Origin of the sequence: Photorhabdus luminescens subsp. luminescens (genome assembly GCF_001083805.1) — a bacterium.
In the GTDB taxonomy this organism is placed as follows: Bacteria; Pseudomonadota; Gammaproteobacteria; order Enterobacterales; family Enterobacteriaceae; genus Photorhabdus; species Photorhabdus luminescens.
Genome location: NZ_JXSK01000001.1, coordinates 1,162,758 through 1,180,765, shown reverse-complemented (window position 1 = coordinate 1,180,765; position 18,008 = coordinate 1,162,758). Strand labels below are relative to the sequence as shown.

Here is an 18,008-nt window from a genome sequence, read left to right as displayed (position 1 = left end):
ATTTTTATAGTTAAAAATGAAATATGATTCAGCTTATACGGTAAAAGGATTACAATTGCTGGCGATAAATTTTATGGGGGATTTATGTCTGTCGCATCGAATCTGAATGAATTTCAAGAACAAGTCCGTTCACGCTATAGTGAATTGAGTAAACGCCTGCAACAAGTAGCTCGATATGTGCTGGATAATACCAATAGTGTCGCTTTTGATACTGTTGCTGTGATTGCCAAAGAAGCTGATGTTCCTCCATCAACATTAATTCGTTTCGCTAATGCGTTTGATTTCAGTGGTTTTAATGAAATGAAACAGCTATTTCGCATGCATATGGTGGAAGAAACCGCCAGTTATGCTGATCGGGCCAGATTATTTCGGGAACTGGATGGCGAACAGGAACCGCCGGAAGACCCTCAGCATATTTTGCAGGAATTTGCTCGTTCAAATGTGCAGGCTATGCAACAGTTAGCTGCCAGAACTGCCCCTGAAGATTTAAGGAGCGCAGTAGACTTATTGGCTCAGGCTAAGAACATTTACATTATTGGGTTGCGCCGTTCTTTTAGTGTGGCGGCTTATCTTTCTTATGCATTGAATCATTTGGAATGTCGCCCTTTACTGGTGGATGGTTTGGGGGGAATGTTCAGGGAACAGATTAATTTAATTGGGGAAGAAGATGTTGTTGTTTCAATCAGTTTTACCCCTTATGCAGAAGAAACACTGATGGTCAGCGAGTGGGCGGCGAAAGCCGGGGCAAAACAAATCGTGATTACGGATAGCCAGATTAGCCCGCTTGCCAGTTTCAGTGATGTTTGTTTTGTGGTTAAAGAAGCACAGGTGGATGCATTCCGTTCTCAATCTGCTACTTTGTGTTTAGTACAATCTTTGGCGGTTGCGCTGGCTTACCGGCAAGGAAACCCGATTTAATTATGAAATAATCGCTTATATTCCCGATAAACCTCTAATGACTATTGACCCGCAATCACTGCGGGTTAATGCTTTATCAGATCAGTAGAAAGACCATAATTTCAATAGAATGTAAACCTGATATTGATAACTGGTTTGTTAGACATAAATGTTGTTGATTCTTATTGGTGATAATTATTTAATAATTATTCGGAGTTATGGTTTTGAAAAGGGATCAATATGGCGAGTAAAGGATCGCGTTACATTTTTGTTATTTTATCTGCAATTTCTTTCCAGGTATTTGCCTCAAATTTTGATTACAAAAGTGATATTCCGGCTGATAATAAGCCATCTGCGGAATATTTAAAGAAGCGAGAAAATCTTGAACCTAAACATTTGGATATGAATAGGGATCTGAATGAACTCATTGCAAATAATAAAGCGGAGAAGAAGTGGGAACTGGAAAGACAGGTAAGAGAAATTGAGCTTCGGCGGAAAGGCGAAGAATTTAATAATTTTAACCACTTTAATGATAGGTTTAGTGAGAAAATCCGTCAGGATCTTGAACGTGATGCCCGCATTAAAGAGAACGGAGGAATGACCAGAAATAATTTTTTCGATCGGGAATAATCATGGCTCAGAGCGACTCAGTGATGAGTTGAATGATTTGTCGGAAAAAATAGGCAGTTTGTCGACAATTGTTGGTAGTCTTTCGAAAGAATTTCCTCCATTAGCATGTGAATATAATGATTTCATACTAAGGAGAGAAATACATGGAACAGATCGAGTGGGCTGACTTTGAAAAAGTCGACATGCGGGTTGGCACAATTATTTCAGTAGAATTGAATCCTAAAGCCAGCAAACCTGCCTATAAATTACAAATTGATCTTGGCGAATTGGGCGTTAAAAGTTCAAGCGCCCAGATAACTGTGCATTACACACCTGAACAATTAATAGGTCGTCAGGTTCTTTGCGTGTGTAATTTTCCACCAAAACGGATCGCTGGTGTTAAATCGGAGGTGTTGTTAACCGGCAGTATGGATGAAAATGGTGCGGTGGTGATCGCAGAATTTACTCTTCCTGTCCCGAATGGTCATAAGTTATTGTAAACCACGCTATTTTGTTGTCGAATGAATGGCATGTATTTTAATCAGCGATAATAAATATGGCTTTTCAATTACCTTCATTACACTTACGCCGGTATTCTGCTGAAACTATTAGCCATAGCCACCAGGGGTTATGGCAGTTCGTTTTTGGCTATAACGGACAACTTGAGTTAAACGTAGAAGGGCAACAAAGTACCGTTAGTTTTGGAAATGTTGTTATGATCCCACCGGATGCGAAACACAGCTTTTTCGCTGGTGGTGAAAATCAGCAATTGGTGCTGGAGTTGCCTTCGGCACTGTTTAATCCATTACATAGTGATACTTTCTGGCAACTATTACCTGATTCTGCCCTTGCTCTTATTAAGTGGTTGCATGATTACCCGCAGCCGCCCGCTAATCACGCTGATGCTGCCCGTTTGTTGCTCGCTCAGCTACCACAAGTAGGTTCGTCTTCAACGTTGATAGTCAAACTACATCAGGGGCTTATTGGGCGTCTGCATGAGAAAGTAACGGTGATGGATATGGCTGATATTTGCGCAGTATCTGCCAGTACTTTACGTCGTAAACTTTTTATTGCAACAGGGATGAGTCCAATGGCTTATTTGAAAACGTGCCGGATGGAATTTGCCTATAATCTGCTGGCTTACAGTAATAGGACTTTGGCTGACATTGCTTTTCTGTCGGGTTATGCCTCCCAGTCAGCTTTTACCTTTGCATTTAGTCAACATTATGGTTGTACTCCAGCTAGGTTGCGTAAAGCCAAATGATGTTTTCAGCATTTTATGACTTGATGCACAACATGATTGTGCGTAATATACAAACAACGAGGATGTTATGGCTGTTGAATTCAGGGATAGATGGCTAGAAAGATTTTATGAGCAAGATTTACCGCACAAATGTATACCTGCATCTTTACAGAGTGCGTTATACCGAAAACTACAAATTCTGGATGCTTCGGTTAAAGAGGCTGATTTGAGAATCCCTCCGGGAAACCATTTTGAGCACTTGAATGGCTATTTGAGGGGATGGTGCTCAATAAGAGTAAATAGGCAATATAGGCTTATTTTTCAGTGGACTGATGGTGTTGCGGTTGATACATATCTGGATCCTCATAACTATTAAACTGAGGGAAATAAATGATGAGAAATACAAAACGTCGCCCGGCAACAGTTGGTGAAATATTGGTGAGTGAGTTTCTGGCGCCTTTGGATATCGAAATTAATGTGCTTGCGGAAGCAATGGGTGTTCACCGCAATACATTAAGTAGAATTGTGCATGATAAAGGTTCGTTAACCGTTCCTATGGCGATTAAATTGGCAGCGGCTTTGGGGAACACTGCGGAATTTTGGCTTAATATTCAACATGCAGTTGAACTATGGGATGTGCGTAATCATGCATATCAAACGGAATTACTGGATGTAAAACAGATAGTTAAGCCATCCTCTACAACGGCAATGCACTAATGTGTTTGTTTTCAAGAGCACAAATGCGTTGAAATACGTAAAGCCATCTTATAATAAGATAGCTTTACGTTAGCGGTAAATATTATTGAGCTTTCGCTTCTGACTTATCAGCATTATTAAGCAGGCGGCGAATGGGGACAATTAACACCATCAAGACGACTGCACAAATAACCAGAGCTAAAGATACACGGGAGAACAGATCAGGTAGGTTGTCCAGTTGATCAGCACGTACATGTCCACCAATCAAGCCGGCAGCTAAATTACCTAAAGCGCTCGCACAAAACCACAAGCCCATGACTTGACCACGCATTCGAGATGGGGCCAGTAGCGTCATCGTTGCGAGACCAATGGGGCTAAGGCACAGTTCACCGAGTGTCAGCAATAGAATACTTGCGACCAGCCAGAATGGAGAAACGGTTTCACCTGTTGCGAGTACATTCTGTGCTGCCAGGATCATCAGACCAAAACCACCGGCACCGAACAGAATACCAATAATGAATTTGCTGATACTGCTTGGATTGATATTACTTTTTGCCAATACGGGCCAGAGCCAACTAAATACGGGAGCCAGTAGGACAATGAATAGTGCGTTGATTGACTGGAACCATACTGTTGGGATTTCAAATCCCATGACTAAGCGGTTAGTATAATCATTGGCAAATAGGTTAAATGAGGTTGGCTTCTGCTCGAATGCAGACCAAAAGAAGGCGGCAGATACCAGTAAAATAAAACAAACCAGTAGGCGAGAACGGTCACTACCGCTCAAACCAGCAAACAGGAACAGATAGACAAAGTAAAGTGTTACACAAGATGAGATGATATAGACCATCGTACTGGCTACAGCCACGGGATTAAATGGAATAATACCGAGGATAAGTAGGGCAATAATCGCAATCATAGCGATAATAGCGGTGAAAACCCATTTGCCGACATTTTTACGTTTGACTGTAGGGCGATCCCAATTTGAATCTAAGCCACCTTCTTTATCATAGCGACGCATCAGGGGAACAGCGTAAAAACGGAATATCAGTAGGGCAACCACCATTCCTAGCCCACCAATACCAAAACCCCAATGCCAACCATAGTCTTGAATGAGTAAGCCGGTAATTAATGGAGCGATAAAGGAGCCCAGGTTAATTCCCATATAAAATAGAGAGAAACCACCATCACGGCGTGGATCATCTTTTTTATACAGTGTTCCGACCATTACGGTGATACAGGTTTTAAACAGTCCTGTACCTAATACGATCAGTAGTAAGCCGATAAAAAACAGGTGATGACTGAAGAAGGCGGAAAGAGCGATAGACAAGTGTCCTAGTGCAATAATGATTGAGCCATACCAGACTGCTTGACGTTGGCCTAACCAGTTATCTGCCAACCAACCACCGGGTAGTGCGGTCAGATAAACACTACCTGCAAAGATACCGACAATGGCAGCGGCCTGTTCACGAGGAATACCCATACCACCATCATAGATGGTTGCAGCCATGAATAAGATCAGCAGCGGACGAATGCCGTAGTAAGAGAAACGTTCCCACATTTCTGTGAAGAACAAAGAACTTAATGGATAAGGGTGCCCAAAGAAAGTTCTGGTTTTTGTATTGTTAATGGAGGATTGCATCTAAGTTTTCCTATAAGACTACACTCCAGGAGTGCAGTGTGTGAGACAAATAAAGCTTTTAAAAAGCTCTTTTAAATTTAGGTTTAGAGCAAACAAAAAAGCCATGTTTTTTATTAAGTAATGTCCTGTTTTGTTAATATATTTTTAACATATTTTTCGGTCAATTTTATTAACAAGTAGGATATCTCTTACTTTATATTCCATTTTTCAAAGCAAAATCCGACATAAATCTCATTTCTCATAATTGATAGGTTAAAATGAGGATAAAATCTATTGACTTACTTCTATTTATATTCGATGTCTTTTTATGAAAAAATATTTTAGAATAATAAATTAAGTCATAACTATAATATATAAAACATCTTTTCAAAGGATAGATATTAACAGTGATAATTAAGGATAAGAAAAGTAAAGTAATTTGATTATCAACTTAGTATTTATTAGCGGATTTTAGATGATTCCTTGTTTTTTATATAAAAATTGGAAATTAATTAGATTAAGAAATATAACATCAGCATTGAAATGAGATAGTCAATTATTAAAAGATACGAAAGTGATTATGGCTGTTTCCTGGGTGAAGAAACAGCCATTAATAAACTTAATGGACTTTATCAGCTTGTCCGTACAGAGAAGGCATACCCTTAGGCCGGGTTTTAAAGCGACGATGTAACCACATATATTGATCCGGCGCTTGTAAAATTTCCTGCTCTACAACTTTGTTCATGAAAGTAGCCGCTTTCACTTCATCGTCCTTTGGAAATCCTGCTACTGCCGGTTGAATAGTCAGTTCATAACCTTTTCCATCAGGCAGACGACGGGGAGTAAATGGGATCATTGCCGGATCAGCGAGGCGCACAAGTATTGAAGTGCCGGTGGTGGTTGCAGCATGTTCTACAGCAAATAGTGGTGCAAATACGCTTTTTCGTGGGCCGTAATCATGATCGGGGGCGTACCAGACAATTTCACCATTTTTCAGACAGCGGATCATGCCCTTGACATCTTTTCTGTCCAGCATGTATTTGTTGGAGCGCAGTCGCCCCCATGTTTGTAGCCAATCCATAACCGGATTATCGTTAGGTCGGTAGACGCCAATGCCGGGATTGAGCAAACCGAGAATACGGGCTCCGAGTTCTAACGTCAGGAAGTGGATACCAATAACAATTATTCCTTGCCCAGTAGTTTGAATTTTCTGAATGTTTTCTCGCCCAGTAACTTTAAACCAGCGTTCTATCCGCCAGTCAGGCCAAAACCAGGCCATACCCGTTTCAAATATTCCCATTCCGACAGATTCGAAGTTTTTTATTAATAGCGCATCGCGTTTCTCCTGTGACATATCAGGAAAACATAGTTCAAGATTTCTTTCGGCAACTTTGGCTCGTTTTTTCAGAAAGCGCATAGAAAATCTGCCCAGACGAGTTCCTATCCAGTAAATAATGGGATAGGGGAGCAGAACCAGTAAGTAAAGCAGACTGATGCCAAACCAGGTAGGCCAGTAACGGGGATGAAGTAGTGAACGTTGAAAAGAAGGTGCTTGTATCATGGATTCTCAGGTTTTTATAGTTCCAATAAGATGGACAAAACAATTTCTCTATTGTGACATTTTTTAACGGGATATCGAAGTTTTCAAGTATGAAATGTTTATGATCTCAATTTTGGTCGATAGTGGGATGCTTATTTACTATCCCGCTTTGCCATTGGTGAAAGAATAGTAGCTCATAATTTACTGATAAATAAAAATTAAAATAGTTTTACAGAGCTATTTACAATTCATGTAGATAATATTACTGTTTATATGAACAGTATTGTTTGTGGAGGGAAAAATTATGCATGTAGAAGTCACCGTCGATAAATCTAAAAAACTGCCGAAAGGTGCTGTCCCTGCGCTTGCTGAGGAACTGGATAACCGTCTTAAACGTCGATGGCCTGATATTAAAACCAATGTGAAGTTGGCAAGTCATGATGGGCTATCTGTTCGTGGCGGCACTCCTGATGACAGGAGAGCCGTTGAAGAGATTCTACAGGAGACATGGGAAAGCGCTGATGATTGGTTCCAGCCTTAAGCTACGGTCAGTTAAACCTGCTGGCTATCGGTTGTTTGACTCATTATCCTATTGCCTGTGTGTAAGGGGCTGCATGCTCAACTAATGGGAGGGGCGCCTCCCGTTTTATGACTGATTTCCTATTGCTGCGTTACAAATGACTACTCGTTGAAAATCATTTTCGTTATCATACTGCGCTTGATAGCGGAGGCTATCACTTATACATCCATATTTTATGACTTGAAATTCAGGAAAGTACACCATGCCAGTGTTACACAACCGCATTTCTAATAAAGAGTTGAAAGCACGTATGTTGGCGGAGACCCAACCTCGTACTACCATCTCTTTTTACAAATATTTTAATATCTTAGATCCTCTGGCTTTTCGTAACAGCTTGTATCAACAATTTACCGACCTTTCAGTATTTGGCCGGGTTTATATTGCTAAAGAGGGGATCAATGCTCAGATAAGTTTACCAACTCATCATTTGGCAGCATTTAAGGCTTTGTTGTATAGCGTTGATCCTGCATTAGATAATTTGAGGCTGAATATTGCCCTTGATGATGATGGAAAATCTTTCTGGGTTTTGCGTATGAAAGTACGTGATCGCGTAGTGGCTGATGGGATTGAAGATGAAACTTTTAATCCATCAAGAACCGGCGAGTACCTTAAAGCAGATCAGGTCAACCAGATGCTGGATGATCCTGATACGCTATTTGTCGATATGCGCAATCACTATGAATATGAAGTCGGGCATTTTGAAAATGCCATTGAAATTCCTTCTGATACATTCCGTGAACAACTGCCAATGGCTGTGGAAATGTTGCAGGATAATAAGGATAAAAATATTGTAATGTATTGCACTGGTGGTATTCGCTGTGAAAAAGCCAGTGCTTATATGTTGCACAATGGTTTTAAAAACGTCTATCACGTAGAGGGCGGTATTATTGAATATGCCCGTAAGGCGAGAGAACAGGGATTACCGGTACGTTTTATTGGTAAAAACTTTGTTTTTGATGAGCGGATGGGAGAGCGTATTTCAGATCAGGTGATTGCTCATTGCCATCAATGCGGTGCGTCTTGCGACAGTCATACTAATTGTAAGAATGAAGGTTGCCACTTGTTATTTATTCAGTGCCAAGAGTGTGCGACTAAATTTGAAGGCTGTTGTAGCGAAGTATGCAGAGAAGAAGTCAGGTTGCCGGAAACCGAGCAGCGTGCTCGCCGTGCCGGTCGTGAAAATGGAGCTAAAATATTTAATAAATCCCGGCATCGTCTACAGGATGGCTTGAACAGTACTTCATTACAGTCTGTTGAATAACGTGATTAACCGCTGGCACAGAGATCAATGTGCCAGTTTATTTGATTTATACCCGTCATCTTTCAAGTTGCCTCTTTGTTGGCTGCACTCACTCACCCCGGTCACATAGCTATCTATGCTCCCGGGGATTCGCTCCCTTGCCGTCGCGATGCATCTTGAAATCCATAGGGTATAGTTAATAGAATACTTTAATAGAGGTATTTAAATACATTGTAAATAAAGCAGAGTTCGATTCTATTACGCACATTTATTTTTTCAGTAATGTGTCTTTTATGAGAATAGACTGTGCTATTACTGATTCTTAACTTTTGTGATATCTGGTAATTAGGGATTTCTTGCATCCAGTAATCGATAACTTTGTGCTCTTGAGGGCTGAAAATAGAACAGCATTGATCGACAGTTGCTTTATGTCTCTGAATTTCCTGTAATGTAGTTTTGCTAATCTTATTAAGCAGATAGGTAAGATTTTTCTTTGCCAGAATAAAAGCATTATCCTTCAGTGTAATATAATTGTCACAATAAGGATAAGCGCTATTAAGGTATATATATATACGCGTGTTATCTATAAGAGTAATAAATTTCTGTAAATCGGAACAGTAACTGGCGTGATGACAATAATGTGTCAAGTTAGCTAGAACGATATCAGGAGAAAAATGAGTTACAATATTTATAGCTTCATCAATTGAAGGCGAATCAACGATTTCAAGGTTTTCAGCATTTTCGTTTTTCTTTAAAAACTCGCTGATACCTGAACGGGTATAATAGCACTCTTCAACAATTAAGATTTTCATTATTGTACATCCCTGTTCCTGTTTGGCCAAACTCACAATAAACGCCCCATCTATTAGTAGTCAACTCGGCAATTGTGATGGTTAAGTTAACTTAATCCGAAATTATTATATAGTGATATGGTATTCCAGACAAAATCTTTGAGGTGAATTGATGTTTCTCCTGGCCGGACACCCATTTATACGGGTGTCCGGGTTTAAGATTATTAATGTTTCGTATGGTTTAGATCGCTGTATTCTGAAGATTCGATCTTTTCAATTCCTGCCTGGAGGATGTATATCAATTGCTTTGCAATATCAGTTGTCAACCATAAGGTTCGATCTACCATGACATGTTCTGGTGTTTGATCTTGGGAGGACAAATAGTGAAGGCGTAGCATCATTGCATCATATGTATCAACGGTACTGACATCCCAACCTACTACAGGATGCGTTTGAATAACCTCATCTTTACTGCCCATAAAACCTCCTAATCAGATCACTGCATTATTTATTAATATCATTGACTAAGAGCAAACTGCCTCATTCTTGAATGAGTCATTAGTTAGTATATGCTTTTTAATGAAAGTAAGAAGGTTTTTTGTTAGGAATTATGAGTCAATTTGTTGGTGTATTGATAACTATGTAAATTAATGGGGATAATGACTATCCCCTCATGTTATATCAATCTACTACTTTTACATCCCAGCGGGCATCTTCGCCAGCCAAAAATGGAATAAGTCTTTCATTATTGCAATCGATGTGTTCAATGATAGTAGCAGGTTTGCGAGTCAGTTCGATAAAGCCTTCATTGACAGGTAGCCCGTAAAATTTAGGGCCGTTAAGTGAACAGAAAGCTTCAAAATGCTGTAATACATTCATCTCTTCAAACACTGTTGCATAAGCAGGTAATGCTGATGGTGCGTTAAAGACGCCGGCACAACCACAGGAGGACTCTTTTTTATGTTGTGCATGTGGCGCCGAGTCTGTGCCTAGGAAGAAGCGATCACAGCCACTGGCGACGGCTGCCCGCAAAGCCTCTTGATGCACATTGCGTTTTAGCACAGGCAGACAGTACAGGTGTGGACGAATCCCACCAACCAGCATATGGTTGCGATTGAACATGAGATGCTGTGGAGTTAATGTCGCTGCCAGATTGTCATCGCTTTCCAGCACATATTGTGCAGCTTCTTTGGTCGTGATGTGTTCAAACACAACTTTCAGCGCTGGGAACTGGTTACGTAGTGGTTCCATAACTTGTTCAATAAAACGGGCTTCTCGATCAAAAATATCAATATGAGAAGCAGTAACCTCACCGTGGACGAGCAGAGGCATCCCCAGTTTTTCCATCACTGCTAATAGTGGATAAATATTCTTTATATCAGAGACGCCGTGACTTGAATTGGTTGTGGCATTGGCAGGGTAGAGCTTACAGGCGGTAAAAATACCTTCTTTATAACCTATTTCTATCTGGGAGCTTTCAGTAGTGTCAGTAAGATAACAGGTCATAAGAGGCTGGAAGCGATGCTCTTTGGGAATGGCTGCTAATATTCTGTCTCTATAGGCCTTGGCGCTGACCACTTCTGTAACCGGCGAAAGCAGATTAGGCATGACGATAGCTCGGCCAAAGTAATAACTGGTATAGGGAACGACAGTTTTTAGCATTTCACCATCACGAAAATGAATGTGCCAGTCATCAGGGCGGCGGATTTTTATTGTGTATGATTCAGTGGTCATGAGAAACCGGCTCCAGTATATATGATAGGAACGAAAGATGCTGAGTTCAGCATATTCAGGCCGGGAACGGATGATAAAGCTAAAATGGTTGAATAGCTATTAATGAATATAATTTTTAGAAAAAACTCAGCTAAATCAATTAAGTTAGGGTAATCAGAGGTGGATTTTCTTATAACAAAGGAAAAAACGAAGTATGAGGGTAAAAACAGAAATGAAGTTGGCTCCTCCAACTGGACTCGAACCAGTGACATACGGATTAACAGTCCGCCGTTCTACCGACTGAACTATGGAGGAACTCCTTCACAACGGGGCGTATATTAGTGATATGTTTCGGCTTTGTCAAAGTAGAAAATGATAAAAATGGTTTGTTTGCGGGTAAAATGCACTTGTTGTTATATTTTCATGCTAATCAATTGAGGTTTGATGGAATTTTATTCCATTAACATGAGTTGAGTAGAATTACTGTGCTTATGTTACGAGCAAATGGTGGTGGAGAATTAAGTAGAGAGGTCGGAATAGCAAAAATCCCGCATTAAGCGGGACTTTCATAATTTGGCTCCTCCAACTGGACTTGAACCAGTGACATACGGATTAACAGTCCGCCGTTCTACCGACTGAACTATGGAGGAACTCCTTAACAACGGGGTGCATATTAACGGTATGCTTTTGCTTTGTCAAAGTAGAAAATAATAAAAATAGTTTGCTTGCTGGCAAACTGAACTTATTGATCTGTTTTTATACTAAACAAGGGGTATTTGCTGGAAATGCATGCTATCAGTAAGCAGGTTGATCGGAATGATTACGTTACATTGTGAGTAAATGGTGGAACTCGGAACGCAAAAAACCCGCACTAGGCGGGCTTTCTTATGAATTTGGCTCCTCCAACTGGACTCGAACCAGTGACATACGGATTAACAGTCCGCCGTTCTACCGACTGAACTATGGAGGAATTGTCCTTGACAACGAGGCGCATAATATCTGGGTATTTTGGTCTTGTCAAAGGGGAAAAGTGAAAATTGAGTTTAATTGGTTAACTGGTGTTCGAAATGATATTTTTTAGTCAATTAAATTTTTCAGTTCGAAAAATATGAGAATTAACTGATATTTTTCTATGATAATTAGATGTTGAAAATGTAATCCGTATTTTTTATTTGGAAAATAATTAATCATGAGCATTAAAAATATAATTAAATATATATCATATAATTTTATTTTGGTGTTATTTATGATATTTTTATATTTCATGGTAATTTTCCTATTTGATCTGTTTTAACAGATCACTTATTGTATTTTGATATTTATTAGAGGATTTACTCGGCTATAATTATTAACTGAAAAAGTAATTTGTTATCTGAGCTCTGATTTGGGAAAACATGATATTAATCCATGCCAAAGCAAATATTAAAGAGTTTGTCATTGATAATGAAATCTCATTGACTGCTAGTGCACTAAGATATTCTCAATTTAACAATATATTTTTATGTACATATAAAATGCAATAAAATAAATAAAAACCATTTCAGAGAAAATATTAAATTTAATAGTTGGTTAGGAGGTAAAAATAATTTTAAATATAAAATAAGAAAATAATTCCCCTCAGAAAAGAGTGGCTAATTTTCTGGTGATTTCTATAAAACAGATGAGGAGAAGTCATGAAGTTTTTAATTAATACTGATGTAACTAACTGGGTTTCACATAAAGACTGGTTTAACGTTCCATTACGATTATTTGTAGTTCTACAGGATGATGATGGTTCTGTACCACTAGAAAATTACAAAAGTAAAATCGTGGTGAATGGCTTGAATGAAGGCGAATATGAAATCGTAAATAAAGATAGCATATTTGATTCCGTTAGTAGAGCGTCTGAAATATTAGTAAAAATTAAGACAGATCAGAAGGTTAACGCTACAATTGGTTTTGATGTTGAAGTGACGGATGCTAGTGGTGGTGTGGTAGCGAAAGCTGCTCTGAATAGATTTAAACTTAAATCAGTAGGATTGGCAGCACCTGTATATCCGGCACATTATGATAATGTTATTAGCAGTGATGATATAAAAGCAGGAGTTAAAGTACTTTTTACTGATTCCAATATCTTAGATAAACATGAACTGAAATTTGTTTTTGATAATGATAATGTTGAAGTTGTTCCTGGTGTGCAAAATAGCGGCGATGTTCGCAGTTTGCCGGTAAAAGATACTCTTCTTACTGAAGGTAAACACGATAGTCTTTATTACACTATTAGCGAAAGTGGTACTGCTAGATTTTCTGCTATTCAACGTGTGTTTGTAGAACTTGATGAAGATTCTGCAACAGTTCAAGTTCGTCGCGATTTAGAAATACCTTATATTGAAGAATATGATGAAAACAAGGGTCGACCAATTGGTGAGAATATTATTGATTATGACATTAATATTTTGGTCAACGATGCTAAACTCAAAGGTAAGGAGTTGAAAAAAGGCACAGTACATGTAAGAGGGTATTCTGCTGACAATCGGGATACAGGGAAATTAGTATTAAAGATAGATTCTTTGCAAGGTAGTGAAGATAATATTTTCCGGTTAGCTGTGATTAAGCCTGAAGAAAATGCTGATGGTCAGCCGGGTGGAGTCGATTTCTTTAATTATATAGGTAATGGTCAAGTAAAAATTCATTACGAAATATCATTTGTTGGTGAAGTGAATATATTGCATAAATCTAAAGAGAAAACTTACAAGGTAGTTCTGGACTAATTTGGCTTGGTGTTCGCGAATGTGTTGTTGCTTACATAGAAAAAAGCCCAATTTGCATTGGGCTTTTCTTGCATATTAACCGCTTTTATACCAGCTATCTTATGCGTACCAGAGATTCTCTTTAGTACCTCTGGACTGAAATTTGGCTCCTCCAACTGGACTTGAACCAGTGACATACGGATTAACAGTCCGCCGTTCTACCGACTGAACTATGGAGGAATCGTTCTTGAGAACGGGGCGAATACTAGCGATCAATTGAAACGTTGTCAACGCAAAAAAGCTTACTGTTCTGTTATTTGCTTGTCATATGAACGCATTGCCTTATAACTGTGCTATTTCACTAAAATTGAGTACCTTTGTTTATTATCAGCTATCCATGATTGGTAACGATGTTGCTATATGTGATTGTTCAGTAAATGCCATGACATAAACATCATAAAAATGAATTTCACCTTTCATGTGTATAATGCGTTTGATTTCATCTTTTATTGCTAATGGAACATGAGGATGGGAACAAAGTTCTTTGATTGCGCAATCTGAGATTTTTTCGCTGACGAACCATTCGCCATTGTAACACACTCGTAGATCAAGTACGCCGATATCATCAAACCGATACACAGGTTTGATTTCGAATAATAAAACTGCTGACATAATAATGAAGAGTACGGTAAAAGCTAGCAGTGAAAGTAAATTAAAATATGGGGTGTACCAGATAAGTGTGGCGAGAAACAGGTAGGATACAAACATAGCCAGGCAGAGATAAGGATGGTGATTGATAAACTGGCTGTTAAAACGAGGTTTACCATCACGTTGTTCTGCAATGTTGATTCGTTCAAGATCCTGAATCAGTATCTGTTTAATGATATTCATATATTGACCTGATTAAGCAAAGGAAAAGTGAAATATTTTCATAACTATTTGTCTTCAAGATTAGCATGGCGGAGGTAATCTTACGTAGATCAGTTGTCTTATTTTAATCTGCCAACTGTTATTGACTAAGATTAACTCTAGTGCTTTCATTAAGATAAAGGTTGAATAAATCAAAAAAATTTGTAATTAATGACATAGTTTGTTAACTTATTGCCTTAATAATGAGCATAAATATTTTTTTTAAAACACCAATGCATAAAAAGGTTGCTATTCCTTTTCTATCATGAGTTAATGCAGCCGGCCTGATAAACAGACCTACTTTATGTACGACATCTTGAGTTAATGAGTTATGTGTAAGTGTTATCCTCAGATAGCCTTTGTTGACGCGTTTCCTTCTTAGTGCCTCCATAAGTAATAGCTGATATAACTGGCCAATACATGCCCAATGGTGGCAAAATTTTTTTGATATATAGGAAAGTCACAATGTCTGACAAAATGAAAGGTCAAGTGAAGTGGTTCAACGAGTCTAAAGGCTTCGGTTTCATTACCCCAGCTGACGGTAGCAAAGACGTATTCGTTCACTTCTCTGCCATTCAGGGTAACGGTTTCAAAACTTTGGCAGAAGGCCAGAACGTAGAATTCACCATTGAAAATGGTGCGAAAGGTCCAGCAGCAGCAAACGTAACAGCTATCTGATTGCTTGGCTGATTTTTAAGCCTGTCGCTATTTTCTGTAGCGGTGGGCTTTTTCTTGGTTAAAGTCATATCCTTCTTTACTTATTAATTACTCCTGATTATACTTCGTCCAAATTTTATTGGAGAGATAGCCATTGGACAGTCAAAGTTTTCAGTTAAATAGACAATAAAACGGTAAGCTGTTCATTTCCTTTCGATTTGCTGCTTGCCAAATAAAGCGGGCAGTACCACTCAAAATATCTGAGCTGTACTTACTCAAAAAATAGCGTTATCCGGTACTTAGTCAAGTAGCCAGGATAGTATATTGGGTTTTTATTATGCTGTTATATATTTACGCTTTGCTACCTCCTGGTATGGACAGAAAATAGAGCTGAATTAAACATTCAGCATACGTTTCTGTGTGCAAAATAAATGCACATGATTATTTATCCATTTGGTTGTATGGAGAATGTCATGTTAATAACTCCTTTTGTCTTTCATTTATTATCGGCTATGTGTTTTGGTGCATTAATTGGTGCTGAGCGCCAATGGCGCCAACGTATGGCAGGTTTAAGAACCAATGCATTAGTTGCGACCGGTGCAGCCGTTTTTATCCTCAGTTCAATAACAACGTCACCCGATAGTGCTGGTCGTATTGCCGCACAAGTTGTTTCAGGCATTGGTTTCCTTGGTGCTGGTGTCATTATGCGGGAAGGTATGAATATTCGTGGATTAAATACCGCGGCAACTCTATGGTGCTCTGCTGGAATTGGCGTGTTGTGCGGCCTTGGGCAATATTGGCTAGCCGCGATAGCAACCGCCATTATTCTTTGCGCAAATATATTGTTACGTGAAGCTGCCCAACGTATTAATCTACAGCCCAGGCAGCAGGCCATCGATCAGGTGCAGTGTTATAAAATTCACGTAGTGTGTGACAGCGATGATGAAATTCTGGTGAGAACTTTGGTATTACAGGCTCTCAATGGAGTAGCTGTGAGGTTACAATCTCTAAGTTTCGCTGACAGGGTTCAACCTGGAAAATTTGAAGTGCGTGCTGAAGTGTTGGCAACATTGGCTGAGCAAAAAGAGATAGAAGCAATTGTTTGTCGTATAAGTCTGGAAAAGAGCGTTAGCTCAGTAAACTGGAAAATTGCTTCGGAACCCGCGATCTGAAAATCTTTTGTATAAAACAGCCATCACTAATTTGATAAAGAATCACCATTGGCGAATGGTGTTTCGTCATAAGAAACAAACAAAGCGTTGCCTATGGTGTGTTTTTCCGGTTAGGCAACGTGTAATCAAGAAGCCATTTATACCCGTTATCTTTCAAGTTGCCTCTTTGTTGGCTGCACTCGCTCACCCCGGTCACATAGTTCGCTATGCTCCCGGGGATTCGCTCCCTTTACGTTTGATCGTAAGTCAGGTTGATTACAAATTTGCTTTATACCAGTAGTAGTTTTGGATGGTATTGTTGATTAGTGGTTTATCGGGTGGAAATTGTTCGATATGGTATTTTTAGCCTTAGTCATTGTTGCTAGATTGATTGTTAACATTGCTACTTTTGTATCAGAATTTAGTCGTGGTAAACCTGATATAGGTATCATACGTGGGTACAGAAAAATTGATGAGTTGATATTTAATTTGGTTTGCCGTCAGTTGCTCGTTACTGCTTAGAATTTTCAGGGAAAATATCAATTATTTTCAAAGGCTAAGTAGAAGAAATGATCTAAGTTTGTTCTTATATAAGAGTAAAATAGATAATAATTCTGCTTGATGGAGAATGCCGTGAAAAAATAATGGAGGCAGCCAATGGTTACCATTAGACAAGATTTTAGGGTATTAATTTAACAGTTCGATATTTATCCGATGATAAAGTAAAAATGCAGCTCATCTTTATGGTGATGAAAGGATGATGATATTACAGGAGTTGCTAACTTTCCTTGAACTGGCAGGCAAGAGTGCCATCCTTGTTATTTTAGTATTAAGGGGGAGTCGAGTGGCAGCAAGAGTCCTTACCGAAGATAATTCAGCTATTACTGTCAGGATTTGTCATGATATAGGGAGAGAGTTCAAACTTATTTTAGCAATCTAACAAACAGAGCTAATGGCTACTGAAATCTTGAGAAATGAAATCAGTTTGGTATTTATCAAACCGCATATCGTAAAAATCCCTGTGTTGCAAAAGGGCAGATATGCGGTTGGTTTCTTGATGATAACATTAATGATTCTGTGGTATTGAGATACGTTGATGTCGGAATTTTTGTTGGTAAAGGTACAGGTAGCACAAGAAAAAGTGGTGGATATTACCCAGCTTGAGAAGAAGTTAGGGGGAGGTAAATGAGGGGGGAGTTAAGAGAAGAGAGGAGAGTGGAAGTATTATCAAGTGCTTGAATATAACGGTAAGTTTTAACTTTGGTAATGTTTTTTCAATGTTGATTACCAGAGCCTTTATTCCATTTTTTCTAGTAAAAAATATTCATTAACTAGTACAAGATCTGATGTGTGATATTTCTCGGTTTTTTTACATTGGGATAAAGCGGATAAAAAGTTTCCTAAGAAGATCATCATAAATGAGGTATTAAAAATATTGGATATTCTATGACACTGGCGCAGCTAGCTTAATTCATTTTTATTGAATAGATATATATGTTGATATTTGTTATTATTTTAGTGAAAAATATTGTATTTTTGGATTTTTTTCAATCAAACTAGTGTATTGAATTATTATTTTCTCAGATATTTTTAGTTCATATATTGTGCATATAAAGGACGTGTTTTATCCAA

At 38.7% G+C, this 18,008-nt stretch carries 18 protein-coding genes and 4 tRNA genes; 12 read left to right on the top strand and 10 right to left on the bottom strand.

Going from position 1 to position 18,008, the window contains the following annotated elements; all coding sequences use genetic code 11:
- Positions 1–84 precede the first annotated feature (84 nt).
- The 6 genes from TI10_RS04855 (at position 85) to TI10_RS04830 (ending at position 3,466) form a co-directional block, all read left to right on the top strand.
- Positions 85–918: a MurR/RpiR family transcriptional regulator gene (locus TI10_RS04855; protein ID WP_049582088.1), complete on the top strand. Its 834-nt coding sequence runs from the start codon at positions 85–87 to the stop codon at positions 916–918.
- A 219-nt stretch (positions 919–1,137) separates the two neighbouring features.
- Positions 1,138–1,527: a hypothetical protein gene (locus tag TI10_RS04850; RefSeq protein ID WP_049582087.1), complete on the top strand. Its 390-nt coding sequence runs from the start codon at positions 1,138–1,140 to the stop codon at positions 1,525–1,527.
- Positions 1,528–1,670: 143 nt separating this feature from the next.
- Positions 1,671–2,006: a tRNA-binding protein gene (locus tag TI10_RS04845; RefSeq protein WP_049582086.1), complete on the top strand. Its 336-nt coding sequence runs from the start codon at positions 1,671–1,673 to the stop codon at positions 2,004–2,006.
- Between the two features lie 56 nt (positions 2,007–2,062).
- On the top strand, positions 2,063–2,770 hold the full coding sequence (locus tag TI10_RS04840) for a helix-turn-helix domain-containing protein (RefSeq protein ID WP_049582085.1): 708 nt from the start codon (positions 2,063–2,065) through the stop codon (positions 2,768–2,770).
- A 67-nt stretch (positions 2,771–2,837) separates the two neighbouring features.
- Positions 2,838–3,125 carry a type II toxin-antitoxin system RelE/ParE family toxin gene (locus TI10_RS04835; protein ID WP_049582084.1) on the top strand — a complete coding sequence of 96 codons (288 nt, stop codon included), beginning with the start codon at positions 2,838–2,840 and terminating at the stop codon, positions 3,123–3,125.
- A 14-nt stretch (positions 3,126–3,139) separates the two neighbouring features.
- Positions 3,140–3,466: a HigA family addiction module antitoxin gene (locus tag TI10_RS04830; RefSeq protein ID WP_208599770.1), complete on the top strand. Its 327-nt coding sequence runs from the start codon at positions 3,140–3,142 to the stop codon at positions 3,464–3,466.
- 82 nt (positions 3,467–3,548) lie between these two features.
- Here TI10_RS04830 and TI10_RS04825 read toward each other — a convergent pair whose 3' ends face one another.
- A complete protein-coding gene (locus TI10_RS04825; RefSeq protein ID WP_049582082.1) occupies positions 3,549–5,087 on the bottom strand; it encodes a peptide MFS transporter in 1,539 nt (512 codons plus the stop codon).
- 598 nt (positions 5,088–5,685) lie between these two features.
- Positions 5,686–6,627: a Kdo(2)-lipid IV(A) acyltransferase gene (locus TI10_RS04820; protein WP_049582081.1), complete on the bottom strand. Its 942-nt coding sequence runs from the start codon at positions 6,625–6,627 to the stop codon at positions 5,686–5,688.
- 283 nt (positions 6,628–6,910) lie between these two features.
- On the opposite strand from TI10_RS04820, the gene TI10_RS04815 reads away from it, so the two are divergent.
- Both TI10_RS04815 and trhO read left to right on the top strand, forming a co-directional pair.
- A complete protein-coding gene (locus tag TI10_RS04815) occupies positions 6,911–7,147 on the top strand; it encodes a DinI family protein (protein ID WP_049582080.1) in 237 nt (78 codons plus the stop codon).
- 241 nt (positions 7,148–7,388) lie between these two features.
- Entirely contained in the window at positions 7,389–8,447 is a 1,059-nt protein-coding gene (gene trhO, locus TI10_RS04810) for an oxygen-dependent tRNA uridine(34) hydroxylase TrhO (RefSeq protein WP_049582078.1), read from the top strand.
- A gap of 188 nt (positions 8,448–8,635) precedes the next feature.
- On the opposite strand, the gene TI10_RS04805 is transcribed toward trhO, so the two are convergent.
- From TI10_RS04805 to TI10_RS04780, 6 genes are all read right to left on the bottom strand, one after another.
- Positions 8,636–9,238, bottom strand: a complete 603-nt coding sequence (locus tag TI10_RS04805; protein WP_049582077.1) for a response regulator transcription factor — start codon at positions 9,236–9,238, stop codon at positions 8,636–8,638.
- A gap of 203 nt (positions 9,239–9,441) precedes the next feature.
- A complete protein-coding gene (bssS, locus tag TI10_RS04800; protein WP_036775794.1) occupies positions 9,442–9,696 on the bottom strand; it encodes a biofilm formation regulator BssS in 255 nt (84 codons plus the stop codon).
- 202 nt (positions 9,697–9,898) lie between these two features.
- Positions 9,899–10,951, bottom strand: coding sequence for a dihydroorotase (gene pyrC / locus TI10_RS04795; RefSeq protein ID WP_049582076.1), 1,053 nt, complete (start codon positions 10,949–10,951; stop codon positions 9,899–9,901).
- Between the two features lie 218 nt (positions 10,952–11,169).
- Positions 11,170–11,245 (bottom strand) — tRNA-Asn (locus TI10_RS04790).
- Positions 11,246–11,504: 259 nt separating this feature from the next.
- Positions 11,505–11,580 (bottom strand) — tRNA-Asn (locus tag TI10_RS04785).
- A 244-nt stretch (positions 11,581–11,824) separates the two neighbouring features.
- Positions 11,825–11,900 (bottom strand) — tRNA-Asn (locus TI10_RS04780).
- A gap of 703 nt (positions 11,901–12,603) precedes the next feature.
- On the opposite strand from TI10_RS04780, the gene TI10_RS04770 reads away from it, so the two are divergent.
- Positions 12,604–13,680 (top strand): hypothetical protein, encoded by a 1,077-nt coding sequence (locus TI10_RS04770; RefSeq protein ID WP_049582074.1) that lies wholly within the window; start codon positions 12,604–12,606, stop codon positions 13,678–13,680.
- Positions 13,681–13,823: 143 nt separating this feature from the next.
- On the opposite strand, the gene TI10_RS04765 is transcribed toward TI10_RS04770, so the two are convergent.
- Positions 13,824–13,899: transfer RNA gene (locus TI10_RS04765), tRNA-Asn, on the bottom strand.
- A gap of 147 nt (positions 13,900–14,046) precedes the next feature.
- Complete coding sequence (locus tag TI10_RS04760) at positions 14,047–14,550, bottom strand: YlaC family protein (RefSeq protein WP_049582072.1); 504 nt, start codon at positions 14,548–14,550, stop codon at positions 14,047–14,049.
- 483 nt (positions 14,551–15,033) lie between these two features.
- On the opposite strand from TI10_RS04760, the gene cspE reads away from it, so the two are divergent.
- The 3 genes from cspE to TI10_RS04745 all read left to right on the top strand — a co-directional run bounded on the left by cspE (position 15,034) and on the right by TI10_RS04745 (position 17,316).
- Entirely contained in the window at positions 15,034–15,246 is a 213-nt protein-coding gene (gene cspE, locus TI10_RS04755; RefSeq protein WP_010847246.1) for a transcription antiterminator/RNA stability regulator CspE, read from the top strand.
- A gap of 452 nt (positions 15,247–15,698) precedes the next feature.
- The gene (locus TI10_RS04750; RefSeq protein WP_049582071.1) at positions 15,699–16,397 is read left to right on the top strand and encodes an MgtC family protein; all 699 of its coding nucleotides are present in this window, start codon (positions 15,699–15,701) and stop codon (positions 16,395–16,397) included.
- A 736-nt stretch (positions 16,398–17,133) separates the two neighbouring features.
- The gene (locus TI10_RS04745; RefSeq protein WP_049582070.1) at positions 17,134–17,316 is read left to right on the top strand and encodes a hypothetical protein; all 183 of its coding nucleotides are present in this window, start codon (positions 17,134–17,136) and stop codon (positions 17,314–17,316) included.
- Positions 17,317–18,008: the final 692 nt, after the last annotated feature.